This is a genomic window from Pseudomonas fluorescens (assembly GCF_902497855.1).
GTDB lineage: Bacteria > Pseudomonadota > Gammaproteobacteria > Pseudomonadales > Pseudomonadaceae > Aquipseudomonas > Aquipseudomonas fluorescens_BI.
Genome location: NZ_CABVHU010000005.1, coordinates 133008 through 146952, shown reverse-complemented (window position 1 = coordinate 146952; position 13945 = coordinate 133008). Strand labels below are relative to the sequence as shown.

13 protein-coding genes and 2 pseudogenes are annotated in these 13945 nt (G+C 58.0%); 5 read left to right on the top strand and 10 right to left on the bottom strand.

What is annotated here, in order from left to right:
• Positions 1–143 precede the first annotated feature (143 nt).
• A complete protein-coding gene (gene tam / locus F8N96_RS12400; protein WP_150798051.1) occupies positions 144–914 on the top strand; it encodes a trans-aconitate 2-methyltransferase in 771 nt (256 codons plus the stop codon).
• A 111-nt stretch (positions 915–1025) separates the two neighbouring features.
• On the opposite strand, the gene F8N96_RS12395 is transcribed toward tam, so the two are convergent.
• The 6 genes from F8N96_RS12395 to F8N96_RS12370 all read right to left on the bottom strand — a co-directional run bounded on the left by F8N96_RS12395 (position 1026) and on the right by F8N96_RS12370 (position 7863).
• A complete protein-coding gene (locus F8N96_RS12395) occupies positions 1026–2018 on the bottom strand; it encodes a LacI family DNA-binding transcriptional regulator (protein WP_150798050.1) in 993 nt (330 codons plus the stop codon).
• Between the two features lie 75 nt (positions 2019–2093).
• Positions 2094–3596 (bottom strand): glycoside hydrolase family 32 protein, encoded by a 1503-nt coding sequence (locus F8N96_RS12390; protein ID WP_150798049.1) that lies wholly within the window; start codon positions 3594–3596, stop codon positions 2094–2096.
• Positions 3593–4738 carry an ABC transporter ATP-binding protein gene (locus tag F8N96_RS12385; RefSeq protein ID WP_150798048.1) on the bottom strand — a complete coding sequence of 382 codons (1146 nt, stop codon included), beginning with the start codon at positions 4736–4738 and terminating at the stop codon, positions 3593–3595. Before F8N96_RS12385 ends, F8N96_RS12390 begins: the two co-directional genes overlap by 4 nt.
• Before the next feature lie 27 nt (positions 4739–4765).
• A complete protein-coding gene (locus F8N96_RS12380) occupies positions 4766–5608 on the bottom strand; it encodes a carbohydrate ABC transporter permease (RefSeq protein ID WP_150798047.1) in 843 nt (280 codons plus the stop codon).
• The gene (locus F8N96_RS12375) at positions 5605–6567 is read right to left on the bottom strand and encodes a carbohydrate ABC transporter permease (protein ID WP_150798046.1); all 963 of its coding nucleotides are present in this window, start codon (positions 6565–6567) and stop codon (positions 5605–5607) included. Before F8N96_RS12375 ends, F8N96_RS12380 begins: the two co-directional genes overlap by 4 nt.
• A gap of 21 nt (positions 6568–6588) precedes the next feature.
• Complete coding sequence (locus tag F8N96_RS12370; protein ID WP_150798045.1) at positions 6589–7863, bottom strand: ABC transporter substrate-binding protein; 1275 nt, start codon at positions 7861–7863, stop codon at positions 6589–6591.
• Positions 7864–8030: 167 nt separating this feature from the next.
• Here F8N96_RS12370 and F8N96_RS12365 point away from each other — a divergent pair, with 167 nt between their 5' ends.
• From F8N96_RS12365 to F8N96_RS12350, 3 genes and pseudogenes are all read left to right on the top strand, one after another.
• The gene (locus tag F8N96_RS12365) at positions 8031–9596 is read left to right on the top strand and encodes a carbohydrate porin (RefSeq protein WP_150798044.1); all 1566 of its coding nucleotides are present in this window, start codon (positions 8031–8033) and stop codon (positions 9594–9596) included.
• A 389-nt stretch (positions 9597–9985) separates the two neighbouring features.
• Positions 9986–10177, top strand: a pseudogene (locus F8N96_RS12355) (hypothetical protein); the annotation flags it as partial.
• A gap of 134 nt (positions 10178–10311) precedes the next feature.
• Positions 10312–10494 carry a hypothetical protein gene (locus F8N96_RS12350; protein ID WP_150798042.1) on the top strand — a complete coding sequence of 61 codons (183 nt, stop codon included), beginning with the start codon at positions 10312–10314 and terminating at the stop codon, positions 10492–10494.
• 96 nt (positions 10495–10590) lie between these two features.
• On the opposite strand, the pseudogene F8N96_RS12345 reads toward F8N96_RS12350, so the two are convergent.
• The 4 genes and pseudogenes from F8N96_RS12345 to F8N96_RS12330 form a co-directional block, all read right to left on the bottom strand.
• A pseudogene (locus F8N96_RS12345) lies at positions 10591–10713 on the bottom strand (DUF4113 domain-containing protein); the annotation flags it as partial.
• A 107-nt stretch (positions 10714–10820) separates the two neighbouring features.
• The gene (locus F8N96_RS12340; protein WP_150798041.1) at positions 10821–11090 is read right to left on the bottom strand and encodes a short-chain dehydrogenase; all 270 of its coding nucleotides are present in this window, start codon (positions 11088–11090) and stop codon (positions 10821–10823) included.
• 497 nt (positions 11091–11587) lie between these two features.
• Complete coding sequence (locus F8N96_RS12335; protein WP_150798040.1) at positions 11588–11947, bottom strand: helix-turn-helix domain-containing protein; 360 nt, start codon at positions 11945–11947, stop codon at positions 11588–11590.
• The gene (locus F8N96_RS12330; RefSeq protein WP_412071810.1) at positions 11947–12264 is read right to left on the bottom strand and encodes a type II toxin-antitoxin system HigB family toxin; all 318 of its coding nucleotides are present in this window, start codon (positions 12262–12264) and stop codon (positions 11947–11949) included. The genes F8N96_RS12335 and F8N96_RS12330 overlap by 1 nt, the downstream gene beginning before the upstream one ends.
• A gap of 384 nt (positions 12265–12648) precedes the next feature.
• Here F8N96_RS12330 and F8N96_RS12325 point away from each other — a divergent pair, with 384 nt between their 5' ends.
• The gene (locus tag F8N96_RS12325) at positions 12649–13941 is read left to right on the top strand and encodes an LssY C-terminal domain-containing protein (RefSeq protein ID WP_150798038.1); all 1293 of its coding nucleotides are present in this window, start codon (positions 12649–12651) and stop codon (positions 13939–13941) included.
• The last annotated feature ends 4 nt before the right edge of the window (positions 13942–13945 follow it).

Below are 13945 nucleotides of genomic sequence, written 5' to 3'. Positions count from 1 at the left end.
CAGGCCGGTTTTTTCAATCTGAATGACCCGACGCGAGAGCTCGCTTTGTAATCGATCCATACATCTTCAGGGGGAGTCAGATCGACAGTGGCGCTGTATCTTGGTGACCCCGTTTTGCAGAAACGCACCGTCAGGAGAACGCAATGAGTTGGTCCGCCAAACAATACGTCGCTTTTGAAGATGAACGCACGCGCCCGGCCCGTGACCTGCTGGCTGCCATTCCCGGCACTGACGTGCGCTCGGCCATCGATATCGGTTGCGGCCCCGGTAACTCCACCGAATTGCTGGTGGAACGCTTCGCCAACGCCACGGTGCGCGGGCTGGACAGTTCGACCGACATGATCGAAGCCGCCCGCCAGCGTTTGCCGCAGGTGCAATTCGATACCGCTGACATTGATACCTGGAGCGAGAGCGGCCCGTTCGATGTGATCTTTGCCAACGCGGCGCTGCAATGGCTGCCGGATCACGCGAACCTGCTGCCGGCATTAGTGAACAAACTGGCGCCCGGTGGCAGCCTGGCGATCCAGATGCCGGACAACCTCAACGAGCCCTCCCACCGCTTGATGCGCGAAGTCGCAGCCGATGACCCCTGGGTCGGCAAACTGGCAGGCGTCGCCGGGCAGAGGACGGAAATAAAAAGTGCCAGCGGTTACTACTCGATGCTGCGACCTCACTGTTCCCGGGTCGATGTGTGGCGCACGACGTACCACCACCCGCTCGCGGGCGGCGCTTGCGGTGTGGTCGAGTGGTTCAAGGGCAGTGGTTTGCGGCCGTTTCTCGAGCCGCTGGACGAAGAGGCGCGGGCGCAGTTCCTCAAGCAGTATCAGGCGGCCATCGAGCGGGCTTACCCGGCGCTGGCCGATGGCTCGGTCCTACTGCCGTTCCCGCGATTATTTATCGTCGCGACCCGTTGATGCCGCTCTCTCTCTGTAGGAGCGAGCTTGCTCGCGATGGTCTCAAGGGCGCCGCGTTTATTCAGACAGCACGCGTTAAAAGGCCACTCGTCACGCAGAATCAACTGAATCTTATAGCGATGCCCTGACCACCAATGGACAATCAACTGGCTGGGCTCCCGATACGTCGAGGGTCTCGATCAGGTGCCGGGCAGCCTGGCGACCGATCTCGTAGTACGGCAGTTGCACCGTGGTCAGCGGCGGGATGAACAGCTCGGCAATACCGATCATGTTGTCATAGCCGAGCACGGCGACATCGTCGGGAATTTTCAGGCCACGGCCCAACAACAGCTGATAGGCACAAAAGGCAATGCGGTCGTTTCCACAGATCAGAATATCGAATTGGGGGCGACCATCAATGATGTGCCGGTCGAGGATGGCTGCGGTTTCACCATAGGCGTCATGATCGGAAAGGTCGTACTGCAGGAGCGCGTCAGGCGCCAGTCCGAATGCCTTACAGGCACGCTGCAGGCCTTTTTGTCGCAGATCCCAGGCCAGACTCTGTTTTGGCAGATTGATGCACAGAGGCCGCCGATAGCCCTGGCTCAACGCGTGATGTACGGCTCGATACTGCCCCGTTTCGTCGTCTGGCACATAACTCACCAGGCCACTGTCATCGGCCAGGCAATTGGCGAGTACCAGGGGTTTGCTCTTCAAGCGTTCGGGAATGCACACCTGGCGAAAACCCATGGCGCTGAAGATCAACCCGTCGGGACGGTGCGACAACATCAGGTCGATGTTCTGGTCGGTGGGCGGGTTGCTCAACAGGTTAAGGATGAACACATTCCAGCCCGCCTGCTGCGCGGTCTGCTCGATGGACAGCAGCAACTCGACCGCGAACGGTGTGGTCGCGGTATCCAGCGCGAACACACCGATGGTGCGCGACTGGAGGTTGTCGCCGCGCATCTTGCGCGCCGACAGGCTCGGTACGAATTGCAGTTCATCAATGGCGCGACGTACCCGCTGAAGGGTTTCGGGGCTCAGTTTTTCCGGATTGTTGAGCGCTCGAGAAACCGTCATCAGGGACACGCCGGCCAGCTGTGCAACGTCTTTCACTGAAGTCATGCGAGGCAAGGCCGGTCAGGTTGACGCAGAATCATGACACAGGGCCCGGGCTTCTCGCGACTCGAATGACGCTGCTCACAGCCATCCAGAGTCGAGAGGCCATGCCTTGGGAATCGAGACACGCCCGCCACTCCCGTGGTTAAACAGCTTCACGCCCAGACTGTCGGGCCGCGGATAGAGGCGACTGCTGAGGCTGAAGCGCCCGTTTTCGTCGAACACCTCAATGGACGAGCGATCGAGGAACACACGCAGTGCCAGTCGCTCTTGTGTCGGGTCTATCGACACGCTGCGCTGACCGGTGACTTGCGCACCCGAGCGGCTGCGGTCAAGTACCAGACGCTGCAACGCCGCATCGTAGTAGAGCAGGGTTTGTTCATGGCCATCGTCGCTGCAGCGCAAGGCGATTCCCAGGTGGCCGTCGGTGCAGCCGAGCACATCCAGGTGCATATGGATTTCGAGCATATCGCCATTCACTTCCGGCACCCACCGGGTTCCCGACTCCTCCCACCACGGCGTGCTCGGCAATGGCGCCTTGCGCAGAGCGGTAAGCTCCCGTGCCGGATATACGCAAAGGCGATCGGCGCACAGTTCAAGTTCGCGTGGCAATCCGAGCATGCCGCACCAGTGATGGGCCTGGCTCGGCATCGGGCTTTCCCACATGTCGAGCCACGCCCACACAAGGCGCCGACCATCGGCGGCCAATAGCGTCTGCGCTGCATAGAAATCGTGGCCGTTATCCAGCTCGATAAAAGGCCCGCCAGTGAAGTGCCACTCGTTATCGAGTCGGCCCACTCGGTAACCCGTCTGGTACTTGTTGAGCCGATCGTAACCTTTGGGTGGCATGCCTTGGGGGGAGTACAGCAGCACATCGCGTCCGTTCAGTCGAAACAGATCCGGGCACTCCCACATATAGCCATCGCCCTCGGCGCCGCTGGACACATAGTCAAGGAACTCCCAGGCGTGCAGATCCGTGGAACGGTACAGCGGGAGCAGCGGCCTATCGCCCAGACGTGCGCCGGCAATGAGGTACCAATAGTCATCCTCCTTCCATACCTTGGGGTCACGAAAGTGCATGATCGTGTCTTGCGGTGCGGTCTCGATGACTGCGCCATGCTTGACGAACCGGATGCCGTCGACGCTGGTGGCCAGGCACTGGACTTGACGGATCGAGCGTTCGTCACCCACGTCCCCCAGCCAGGTGTGTCCGGTGTAGATCAGTGCCAGGGTATCTCCACACACCACCGCGCTACCGGAAAAACAACCGTCACGGTCGAAGTCATCGCCGGGTGCCAGCGCAATGGGCAGGTGCTGCCAATGAACCAGATCGGCACTCTTGGCGTGCCCCCAATACATCGGGCCCCATTTCGCTTCGAAGGGGTAATGTTGATAGAAAACGTGATATTCGCCACGAAAATACACCACCCCGTTAGGGTCGTTCATCCAGCCCACTTGGGGGGCAAGATGATAACCGGGTCGATAATCGTGGATGACGCGAGACAGGCCGTCACTCAGCGCATGCTGCGCAATCTCAAGGGCAGCGGACATTGGGTCATTCATAGGATTCAAATACACAGTCATAGGGCGCTTGCTCGTGCCGAGCGCAGAGAGACGCCATCCGGCAGGGTTTCAATGGCGTGTGGGTGGCGCTTCAAGGCCATGCCGTCGGCGTCGAACAGGTGCAGGTTGTCGATGTCCAGCTGTAGCTCGACCCGATCGCCTGCCTGCCATCCGGCGCTGACCTCGCAACGACAGATCAGTGCCTCGTCCTCACCTGTCTCGAGGTGCACATAGGTTTCGCTGCCCAGGTATTCGACCCCGGTCACGACGACGCCGGCGGTTCCCTCGGCCGCCTTGAGCGACACGTGCTCCGGGCGAATCCCCAGGCTCAACTGCGTGCCCGCTACCAGGTTCGAGCTGTCGAAGGGCAGGGGCGTGATACCCCATACGAGGGTATCGACCAGGCTGGTTTCGCCTGGGGCCTGCAGGCGTGCCGGCAGAAAATTCATCCTGGGCGAACCGAGAAAACCGGCGACAAAGCGACTGGCCGGCCGTTCATAGAGTTCGCGCGGTGAGCCGAACTGTTCTACGCGACCGCCGTTGAGCACGACAATTTTGTCGGCCAGGGTCATGGCTTCGACCTGATCGTGGGTGACGTAGATCATGGTCGAGCCCAGTCGGGCATGCAGCCGGGCAATTTCGTTGCGCATCTGCACGCGCAAGGACGCATCCAGGTTGGAAAGCGGCTCATCGAACAACAAGATGTCCGGTTCCCGCGCCATGGCTCTGCCCATGGCCACACGCTGACGCTGCCCTCCAGACAATTCCTTTGGCTTGCGTTGCAGCAGTTTGTCCAACTGCAGGATTTGCGCCGTTTTCAGCACGCGCTCGCGCAGGCTGGTCTTTTCCGTCTTGGCCAGTTTGAGACCAAAACAGATGTTGTCGTAGACGCTCATGTGCGGGTACAGCGCATAAGACTGAAACACCATGCCCACGCCACGCTCGCGCGGCTCCAGGTCGTTGACCCGTCGCCCGTCGATCAGCAGGTCGCCGCCGCAGATCGAATCCAGTCCGGCGATCAGTCGCAGCAGCGTCGACTTGCCGCAGCCCGAAGGGCCAACGAACACCACGAATTCACCCGCAGCGATCTCCAGGCTGACGTCGCGCAGAATCCGCGCGCCGCCCAATTGTTTGTTCACGTTGTCTAGCTTCAACTTGATCACGATGCTGTTCCTTGTAGTTGTTGGGCATCAACCCTTTAACGCGCCGGCAGTGAGACCGGAAACGATTCGGCGCTGGAAGATCAGCACCAGAATCACCAGTGGGACGGTGACCACCACCGATGCGGCCATCAACAGCCCCCAAGGCAGCTCATGGGGGCTGCCGCCGGAAATCAGGGCGATGGCGACCGGCACCGTGCGTTGCGTGTCGGTGAGGGTGAAGGTCAGGGCAAACAGGAACTCGTTCCACGCAGCGATAAAGGCCAATAAGCCAGTGGTGACCAGTGCGGGCCAGAGCAGCGGCAATAGCACCCGGGTCAGCGTGACCCAGGGCGAGGCGCCATCCATGATTGCCGCTTCTTCCAGTTCATGGGGCAGTTGCCCCATGAACGTGGTCAGCACCCAGACGGTGAAGGGCAGGGTGAAAATCGTGTAGCTCAGGATCAACGCCAAAGACGTGTTGTACAGGCCCAGGGCGCGGATCACTTCGAACAGCCCCGACAGCACAGCGACCTGGGGAAACATCGACACGCCTAGCACCATCATCAACACTGTGCCACGCCCACGGAACTTCACCCTTCCCAAGGCATAGGCGGCAGTCACACTGAGGAACAGCGCCAGCGTCACCACGCACAGCGCAACCACCAGCGAGTTACCGATAGCCCGCAGGAATGAGACTTGGTGGAGTATCGCCGCGTAATTGGAGAAGTCGGGGCTGTCGATCCAGTAGCTCACCTCGAACAAGGCACTGGACGGCTTCAGCGAAGTCACGATGGCGTAATAGAAAGGGAAGACCGCATACAGCAGCAAAACCCCGATCAGACACCAGAAGCCGATGCGCAACAGCGCTTTTTTGAGTTGGCGCTGGTTCATGAGCGAACCTCCAGTTGACGGCGTCCGAGGTAGAGATAAAGCATGGCGATCACCGCAACGACCAGAAACAGCAGGGTCGAGGCCGCGCTGCCATAGCCAACATCCTGGAACTCCACCAGGTGCTGGCGGGCATAGACCGACATGCTCATGGTGCTCGAAGAGTTCGAGGTCAGCACATAGATAACGTCGAATACCCGCAGGGAATCGAGGATGCGAAAGATCGCCGCCACCAACAATGCAGGCATCAGCAGTGGAAGCGTGACACGCCAGAACACTTTCAGCGGATGAATGCCATCGACCCTGGCGGCTTCGTAGCAATCGCTCGGCAACATCTGCAAGGCAGCCAGCATCAGTAGCGTGACAAAAGGTACGGTCTTCCAGACGTCGACGATGATCACCGCCCACATCGACAGATCCGCATCTGCCGTCCAGGCCAGGGGGGCATCAATCAGGCCGACGCTCAGCATCATGTGATTGATGATGCCGAACTGGTCGTTAAGCATCCATGACCAGATCTTCGCCGAGACGATGGTAGGAATCGCCCAGGGAATCAGAATCAACGCACGCACCAGGGAACGTCCGGTGAACCTGATATTCAGCAGCAACGCCACCAGCAGTCCCAGGACGACTTCCAGTCCCACCGACACCACGGTGAAATGCAAGGTGTTGCGCACAGCGTTCCACCATTGTGGATCAACCAGGATGCCCGACCAGCTGGAACCGTTGTGGAACAGATAATTGCTCAAGCCGATGAAGGATCCGCCACCGGTGTCCGACAGACTGGCGTCGGTCAGGCTGAACCAGAATGTGCGCAGTAGCGGCCAGGCCGCCACCAGGGCCAGACACAACAACATCGGGGTCAGAAACAGCCAGGCGGCGCGTACTCGGCGACGCTGTACAGGCGTTTCCCTGGTGAGCAGGCGCTCGTCACAGGGGGCATGGGTAGTAGAGACAGACATGGTGATTTCCTTCCTTGTGGCTTACCAGTTCCGGCGTTTGATGCGCGTGAGTTCGCTTTCCAGTTCGGCCAGCGCCTGATCGACAGGCAACTCGCCCGCCAGCACGCCATGCACTCGATCGAAGAACGCATTGGAGACCCTTGGATAGCGATCGGCGGTGATTGAGGCGGGGCGCATCACCCCATCGTTGAGAATGCTGTGGAGCTGACTGTAATAAGGCATTGCCGCGAGCAGCTCGGGATCCTGATACAGCGACTCGATCACCGGGTTATAGGCGGCAGCCAAAGCACGATGTTTTTGCTGTTGGGCACTGGTCAGGTAGCTCACCAGCTCTGCGGCAAGTGTTGGATGGGCGCTGTAACGCGACACCGCCAGGCCCCACCCACCGAGGGTGGAAGCATGGGTGCCGGTCGTGCCGCCCCGGGGCAGGGGAGCGACCCCGACCTTGTCCTTTACGGCACTGTCCTGGCTTTGCACCAGGGCCCAGACATAAGGCCAGTTACGCATGAACAGCGCATTTCCCGACTGGAATACGCCACGTCCTTCTTCCTCGGTGTAATTGAGTACGCCACGCGGGGAGATGTCACCCACCCAGCTTTTCGCCAGGGTCAAAGCAGCCCTTGAGGCCTGACTGTTGACCACGATGTCTCCTCGTGGATTGACCAGTCCGCCTTCCGGTTGGCTGCTGATCCACTCCAGCGCATTACACGTCAGGCCCTCGTAGGCGCGTCCCTGAAAAATGTAACCCCACACATTGGTGTTCCCGGCGTTGCGCTCGGCTTGCTGAACATCCCTGGCGGTAACGGTCATTTCCTCCCAGGTCTGGGGAACCTGCTTGTCGTACTTATCGAGCAAGTCCTTGCGGTAGTACAGCAGGCCTGAATCGGTGAACCACGGCATCGTCACCAGCCGACCGTTCACCGTGGCGTTATCGACCTGTGCCTGGAAGTAGCCTTGGGTAGCGTTGGCGGGAAGCACCTCGCGCAGATCCATCAGATGTTTGGCCAGCATTCCCGGCCACACCATATCGATTTGAATGATGTCGATGTCGGCGGACTGCGCACTGAGGATCTGTTGGTAGAACGACAACCTCTCGGTCGCCGAGTTAGGCGTGGACACCACCTCGACGTGGTGGCCGGTCTGTTTCGACCACGCCTCGACAGCCTCCTTGCAGAGTTGCAGCTCCGCACCCACTGCACCACACGAGATCGTCAAATCCACCGCGCTCGACACGGATGGAAGTCCGGCACAGAGGGTGAGCAGTACTGCTGGAAGGAGAGATTTCAGCTGTTTCATAGAGCCCCCTTTATTTTTGTTTTTAGAAAAGTTAACGTTAACATCGCCAAATGTAGCAGCGTATTTGCGATGTGGCACCCTTTTTTTCGTCGTTTGCGACAATTCGCAACTCGCGAAAAATGGCCGGTCGCGAGAACAGAACAATAAAAACAAAACAGGAAATCCACATGCAGAAAGCATCAAGCTGGCTACTCGCAGGCGTGCTCGGCACATCGGCGGCGGCCTCTCAGGCCGCGACGCTGGAAGAACGCATGGCCGCGTTTGAAGCCCGTGCCAGCGCAGCGGAAAAGCGTGCAGCCGTAGCCGAACAGCAAACCCGGGCACTCGCCAGGGAATTGCAGCAGATCAAACTTTCCACTCCCGCCTTGCAGCCCGCTGCGTCTACTGCAGCAGTTGTATCGGCACCTGCTTTGGACACCCGACTGGCAAAAATCGAAGCCCGTCAGCAAAGCATCGAAAAGCAGGGCAGCAGCGGACACCTGACTGACGGCTTCAGCTTCAAGGGCTACGCGCGTTCCGGATTGCTGATGAATGATGAGCTGGGTGGTGGTCGTGGCGGCCCTTACACAACCCCCGCCGGTTCAGTCGGTGGTGCAGTCGGGCGCCTCGGTAACGAAGACGACACCTACATGCGCATCGATCTCTCGAAAGAAATCCTCGCGCAGAACGGCACCCGTTCCAAATTCACGGTGTCCATCGCCGACGGTGTGGAGAGCTCCAATGACTGGACGGCCGACGAGAGCAACCTGAACGTGCGTCAGGTATTTACCGAGCTCGATCATCTCGCCGCCTTCAAGGGCAACTCCGTGTTCGAAAACTCCACCCTGTGGGCAGGCAAGCGATTCGATAGGGACAATTTCGATATCCACTGGCTGGACTCGGATGTCGTCTTTCTGGCCGGTACCGGGGGTGGAATCTACGATGTGCAAATGAACAAGAACTGGCGCTCGAACTACTCCTTGATCGGGCGTAGCTACGGGGACTTTAGTGAGGGCGGCATCAATGCCGATGTGGAAAGCTACATCCTGACGTCCAACCAGTTCTTCGACAGTGGTCAGTGGCAGTGGATGTTCAATGGCATTGGCTCAAAGAAAAACGACATCGGCACCCGCACCAATGAAGCGGGGCTGACCCCTGCGGATTCTGGCTTGCACAGCATGCTGGCCAATCACCAGAAAGACTTTTTCGGCAGGGAAGGCTTCTTCAAGACGGCACTGCTCTATGGGCAAGGTCTGGGAGCCGAGGTGAAGAACATCGGCTCGGATGGCGAACTGATCGACGATGCGCGCGCGCTGCGTCTGGCGCTATACGGTGAGACACCCATTGCACCCGGCTGGCGCATCGGCCCCAGCTTGTTGGCCGAACAGAGCAAGGACAGATACGTCAAGGGTGACGACTACCGCTGGATGACCCTGAACGTGCGGTTGGCCAATGAAATCAACAGCAATTTCGAGATGGCCTACGAGATGAGCTGGCAAACCATGGACCTCGACCCCAAGGGCTACCTGCAACGTAATGCGGTCGACGGTAACTTCTGGAAATTCACGATCGCCCCGACATTCAAACCTGACGTTGGAGACCTCCTCACACGCCCCGAATTGCGAGTGTTCGCAAGTCTCATGGACTGGTCTTCGGATCTGGACAGATACAGTTCCACAGACAACTTCGGCAAGTCGGACTTCAATGCCGGCGGTGTATGGCAGTACGGCATACAGATGGAAACCTGGTTTTAATATTTGAACGCGTGCGGCCAACACACCTTCAGCGCACGTCTGCGCCATAGCCAGCAGACCTTGCCGCCTGGAACGCAATGCAGCCCGTCTGTGTAACCAGATCCGTACCGTTGACCTTGAGGCCTGGGGCGCGAAGCGCGTTGAGTCAGTTCCCGATGGGGTGATCGACGATGTGCTGGCTCGCGTCCAGGCACTCTTTCATACGCAACTCTCGGAGTTTGCCTACAAACTAGGTAGGAGTCACCCGCTATCCATAGCTGAGTAGATAGGAAATAGTGCTCGCAGAACGGACTGCACGATTGATGATTAGCGATTGACGTCCAACCGATTTGCCGGCTTCGCAGAATGCGGCGCTTAGGGCGGCGGCTAAAAACCGAGAAGGATGATCAATGCTTCAGAACGACCGCGAAAATTTAGAGCTCGATAAACTATTGGTCGAAACCCGAAAGTTGTTGGCTGAGACTCGCAAGCTCACGGCCGAAGAAACGAAGCTGAAGCAAGAAGCCCTCTGGTATCCATACGCAGTAGGGGCAGGGGTAATGACCGCCATTGTCGCCGTTGTGGGCTTTTGGACTAAAATCCAAGCGCTGGTTCGCCACAACACGCAATATCCACCATACATCGCTGGTACTTGAGCTTTGCAATCACACGGCTCACATTGCCAGGAACGGTTCACGGACTCAACATGGCCCGCGACCTCGGAGGAGAAAGAGACATGTCCACACATCGTAGTAAAGCAAGCATTGAGCAATTACATCGAGAGGTAGAGGCATTAGCTGAAGAGATGAGACGCCCGGCCCCGACCACGATCCGCGCTACGTTGTTGCCGTTCAGCATCGGAGCTGCGTTCGCGCTGTCCCTGTTTGTCGCCGTCGCTTTTGTCGCAAAGCACCTTTAATTATCTGTCGGCTCAGATACTTTTTTTCGTGCTTCGCAGACGCTGAATCAAATTTCATCGCTGTGCGTTCCCTGGCTGCCTCCCTCCAACTGACGCTTATCGGCAATCTACCGTCCACAACCAATCAAGCCGCGTCGTATAACTCTGACTCATCATTTTCCGCCGCATAGCCCAATCCGGACCGGTCGGCACGCTTGCCGCCCGCAGCGTCCCTCTTCCCGCGGCTGTTTACCCTCTCGACTCGCTGATGCAAAAAAAGGACAGGTGACGCTAAAGGTCATCTGCCCTTTTTTGGGTTTTATCGCATTAATCGTCGCGTGATGACGTCAAGACGGCTCCGCATCCATACGTCGCGCAACGACATCCAGAACGTCGCAGCCATCGCGCAAGGGGATACAGCAAAGCAGTGCGAAGTCACTGAGGATCACCGAATCCGTGGTGATGTCGCCGCGCATGGCGAGGTTTTCCAGGACCTGTGTCACCGCACCAATTCTGTAGCGGGCTGTGCTGAGCAGTGAGTGCAGCGGTTGGGTGGTGTTTACATACAGCGAGGGAAGGTCGTCGGCGTTGCTGGTTAAAGCCATGTAATCTTTCATGAGTGATTGCCTTGAAGTGAAGTCAGGTGACCTACCACTCGTTGTCGCCAAACAAAGGGTGGTAGCTGTACGCGGGTTGGCGAACCGGACAAGGCACAAACCGGCAGACCCGAAGGTCTCCCACGCACAGCCACCAAAAAACAGGTAGCCAAGTGCGTTCAGAAACACTCCGAGCTGGCTCGGAGGTTTCTGTGCCTTGCCATCGAGTCGCCAAACCCGATACGTCATGTGGACGCGGATCGGACTATAGGCCTCGTGACAAAGGCGCAGCAATGCGCAAGTCTACGGAAAATTCCCAGAGTGGTGTAGGACGTTGCCTTATTGAAAGTAGGCGTCGATCGGGCCCCTCGAATAATGGCCAATCGGCACTTAAAATTGACATGCGTTGACTTGCTTCCCAGGAGGAAGAAACAACGTTTCATCAAATCACGCCCACAAAAAAACCGGTCACTAATGACCGGTTTTTTTGCTAGCGCCACTTCGTGCTCTTCTGAGTGTCAGGCAACACCCGCAAGTAAACTCTCATAAGGAATTCGCAATCCGTCGTGCAGACGCTTGATCATTGACAGGCTCAGTTTTCGCTTGCGGTTCAGCACTTCGGATACGCGTCCGCTCGTGCCGATGAAGGGTTCCAGATCACGAGGGGTCAGGCCTTGCTGGTCCATTCGAAATTTAATAGCCTCAATCGGATCGGAGGGCGGCATCGGGTAATGCTCGTCTTCGTATTTTTCGATGAGCAGCGCAAGAATTTCCAGCTCATCGCCTTCAGGCGAACCGATATCTGCCCCCCACAACTGCTCAACTCGAGCAAAAGCAGCGGTCAGGTCTTCTTGGCTGCGAATAGGTTTAATGTTCATCACACAGTCTCCGCATTGATCTGATCGTACTGGGCGTGGGTGCCTACGAATCGTATGAAGCCGAGCTGCCGCTGATAGTCGATTGCCAAAATCACTCGGTATTTATTGCCGCCGATGTTGAATACAACTCTGCCGCCCTTGAGGATGCTTGCCGTTCTTAGCTCCGCCTTGACCTGTTGTGGCGTGCGATATATGGCCTTTTCCATATGTCGAAACCATTCAACAAGCGGTGTTTCGGCGTCAGAGTAAGCTGGGCTGCTTTCCCAGAACTCTCGCAAGGTTCCTTTTGCAATCACGTGCACCGCACATCCTCCCATTTTGGGAGATGATAGTCTTTGCTTTGGAGAGATGCAACCGCAATGCTGTAACGGTTCGCGAGGGTCCTGAAACCGACTTGCACTGACGAAATCCTTTACTGAAGCAAGAAAAACGCTAACAAAACACCTGTTTTATGCGAAAACGATAATTTTCGTCGGTGTGAAAACGCTAATGCTGGATGAAATTTGATACTAAATCCGTGATTTGTGGAAAAAACGCTAACAGACTTCAGTGTAGATGACAGCGTCCCTGCTACAGATACAAAAAACCTGCGCATTTCCCGGGGCGGTTCATAATGAAAGGCTGAGACATGGAAACTGATGTGCGCAGTCGCCACGGATTACCCAGGCAGGGCAGCGAAGCTCAGTTGATGAGGTTACGCGATGCATCGCATGGTGAGACACGCGCTCGCAGCAGTGGCCATCGCAGCCGCACTCGCCGGCTGCGCCTCCCAGTCTCAGCCAACGACGAGCCTTGACTACAAGAGCCGCGCCGTGACGCGCAGCGATGGCGGCCTGGGGGTATCGACCTCCGTACTGTCGGCCGCAGAAAGCGAAGTGGTCTACGGCGTGCCTCTGGCGAATAAATCGATACAGCCAGTCTGGGTCGAGGTCAAAAATCGGGAAGACCGCGCCTACTATCTGCTTTCGCCGGGCCTCGATCCAAATTTCTTCCCTGCATCCGAGGCGGCCGAAGCATTTTTCTCTGGGGGCACGCAGGACGAGCGGACGGCGCTCGACCGGCACTTTCGTCAGCTGGCCTTGCGCAACCCCATCGCACCTGGCGCGACAACTTCGGGTTTCGTGTTAACCAATCTCGACGAGGGGTTCAAGTTCGTTAACCTCGATCTGGTGGCAGACGGGCGGTCGAGGCATTTCTCAGTCCTGGCCGGCGTGCCGGGCCTGCGCGCCGATTACCACATCAGCGAAGTGTTCAGGCAGGGCATCTATCCGCCTGAAGACATTGTGAACTACACCGATGACGCCAGTTTCCAGGCGGCGCTGGAGGCGCTGCCGTGCTGCGTCACCAATGAGGAGGGTTCCAGGAACGGCGATCCGCTGAACCTGGTGATCGTCGGCGGCCTCGATGATGCTTTCCCCGCATTCGCGCGTCGCGGCTGGCGTGGCACCGAGGAAAAGTGGTCGGGGGCGATCATGAAAATGGTTCATTCGGCGCTTGCCGGGGAACGCTATCCCTATGCGCCGGTGAGCGATCTCTATCTGTTCGGGCGAGCTCAGGACCTTGCCTTGCAAAAGGCCCGTGACAACGTCCACCAGCGCAATCACCTGAGGCTGTGGCTGAGTCCGATGCAATATCACGGCAAGCAGGTGTGGGTCGGACAGATCAGCCGTGATATCGGCAGCCGGTTGACCATGCATTCTGCGACGCTGACGACGCACAAGATCGACCCTGATGTCGACGAAGCGCGCAGTGCGCTGACGCAGGACATGGCGTATTCGGTGACGCTGGCCAAGTTCGGATTTGTGAAGGGGGTGGGGGCCGCGCCCAAGAGCGCGCCGCGCGAGAACCTGACGACCGATCCCTACTACACGGATGGGCTGCGCTGTGTCCTGGTATTCGATCACCTGCACACCTCCCTGGCGCAAATCGAGTTCTTCCTATCGAAGGGCATCTACGAGAATGGCGGACAATCACCGGGGCGGGTCAAGCCATGAGCCG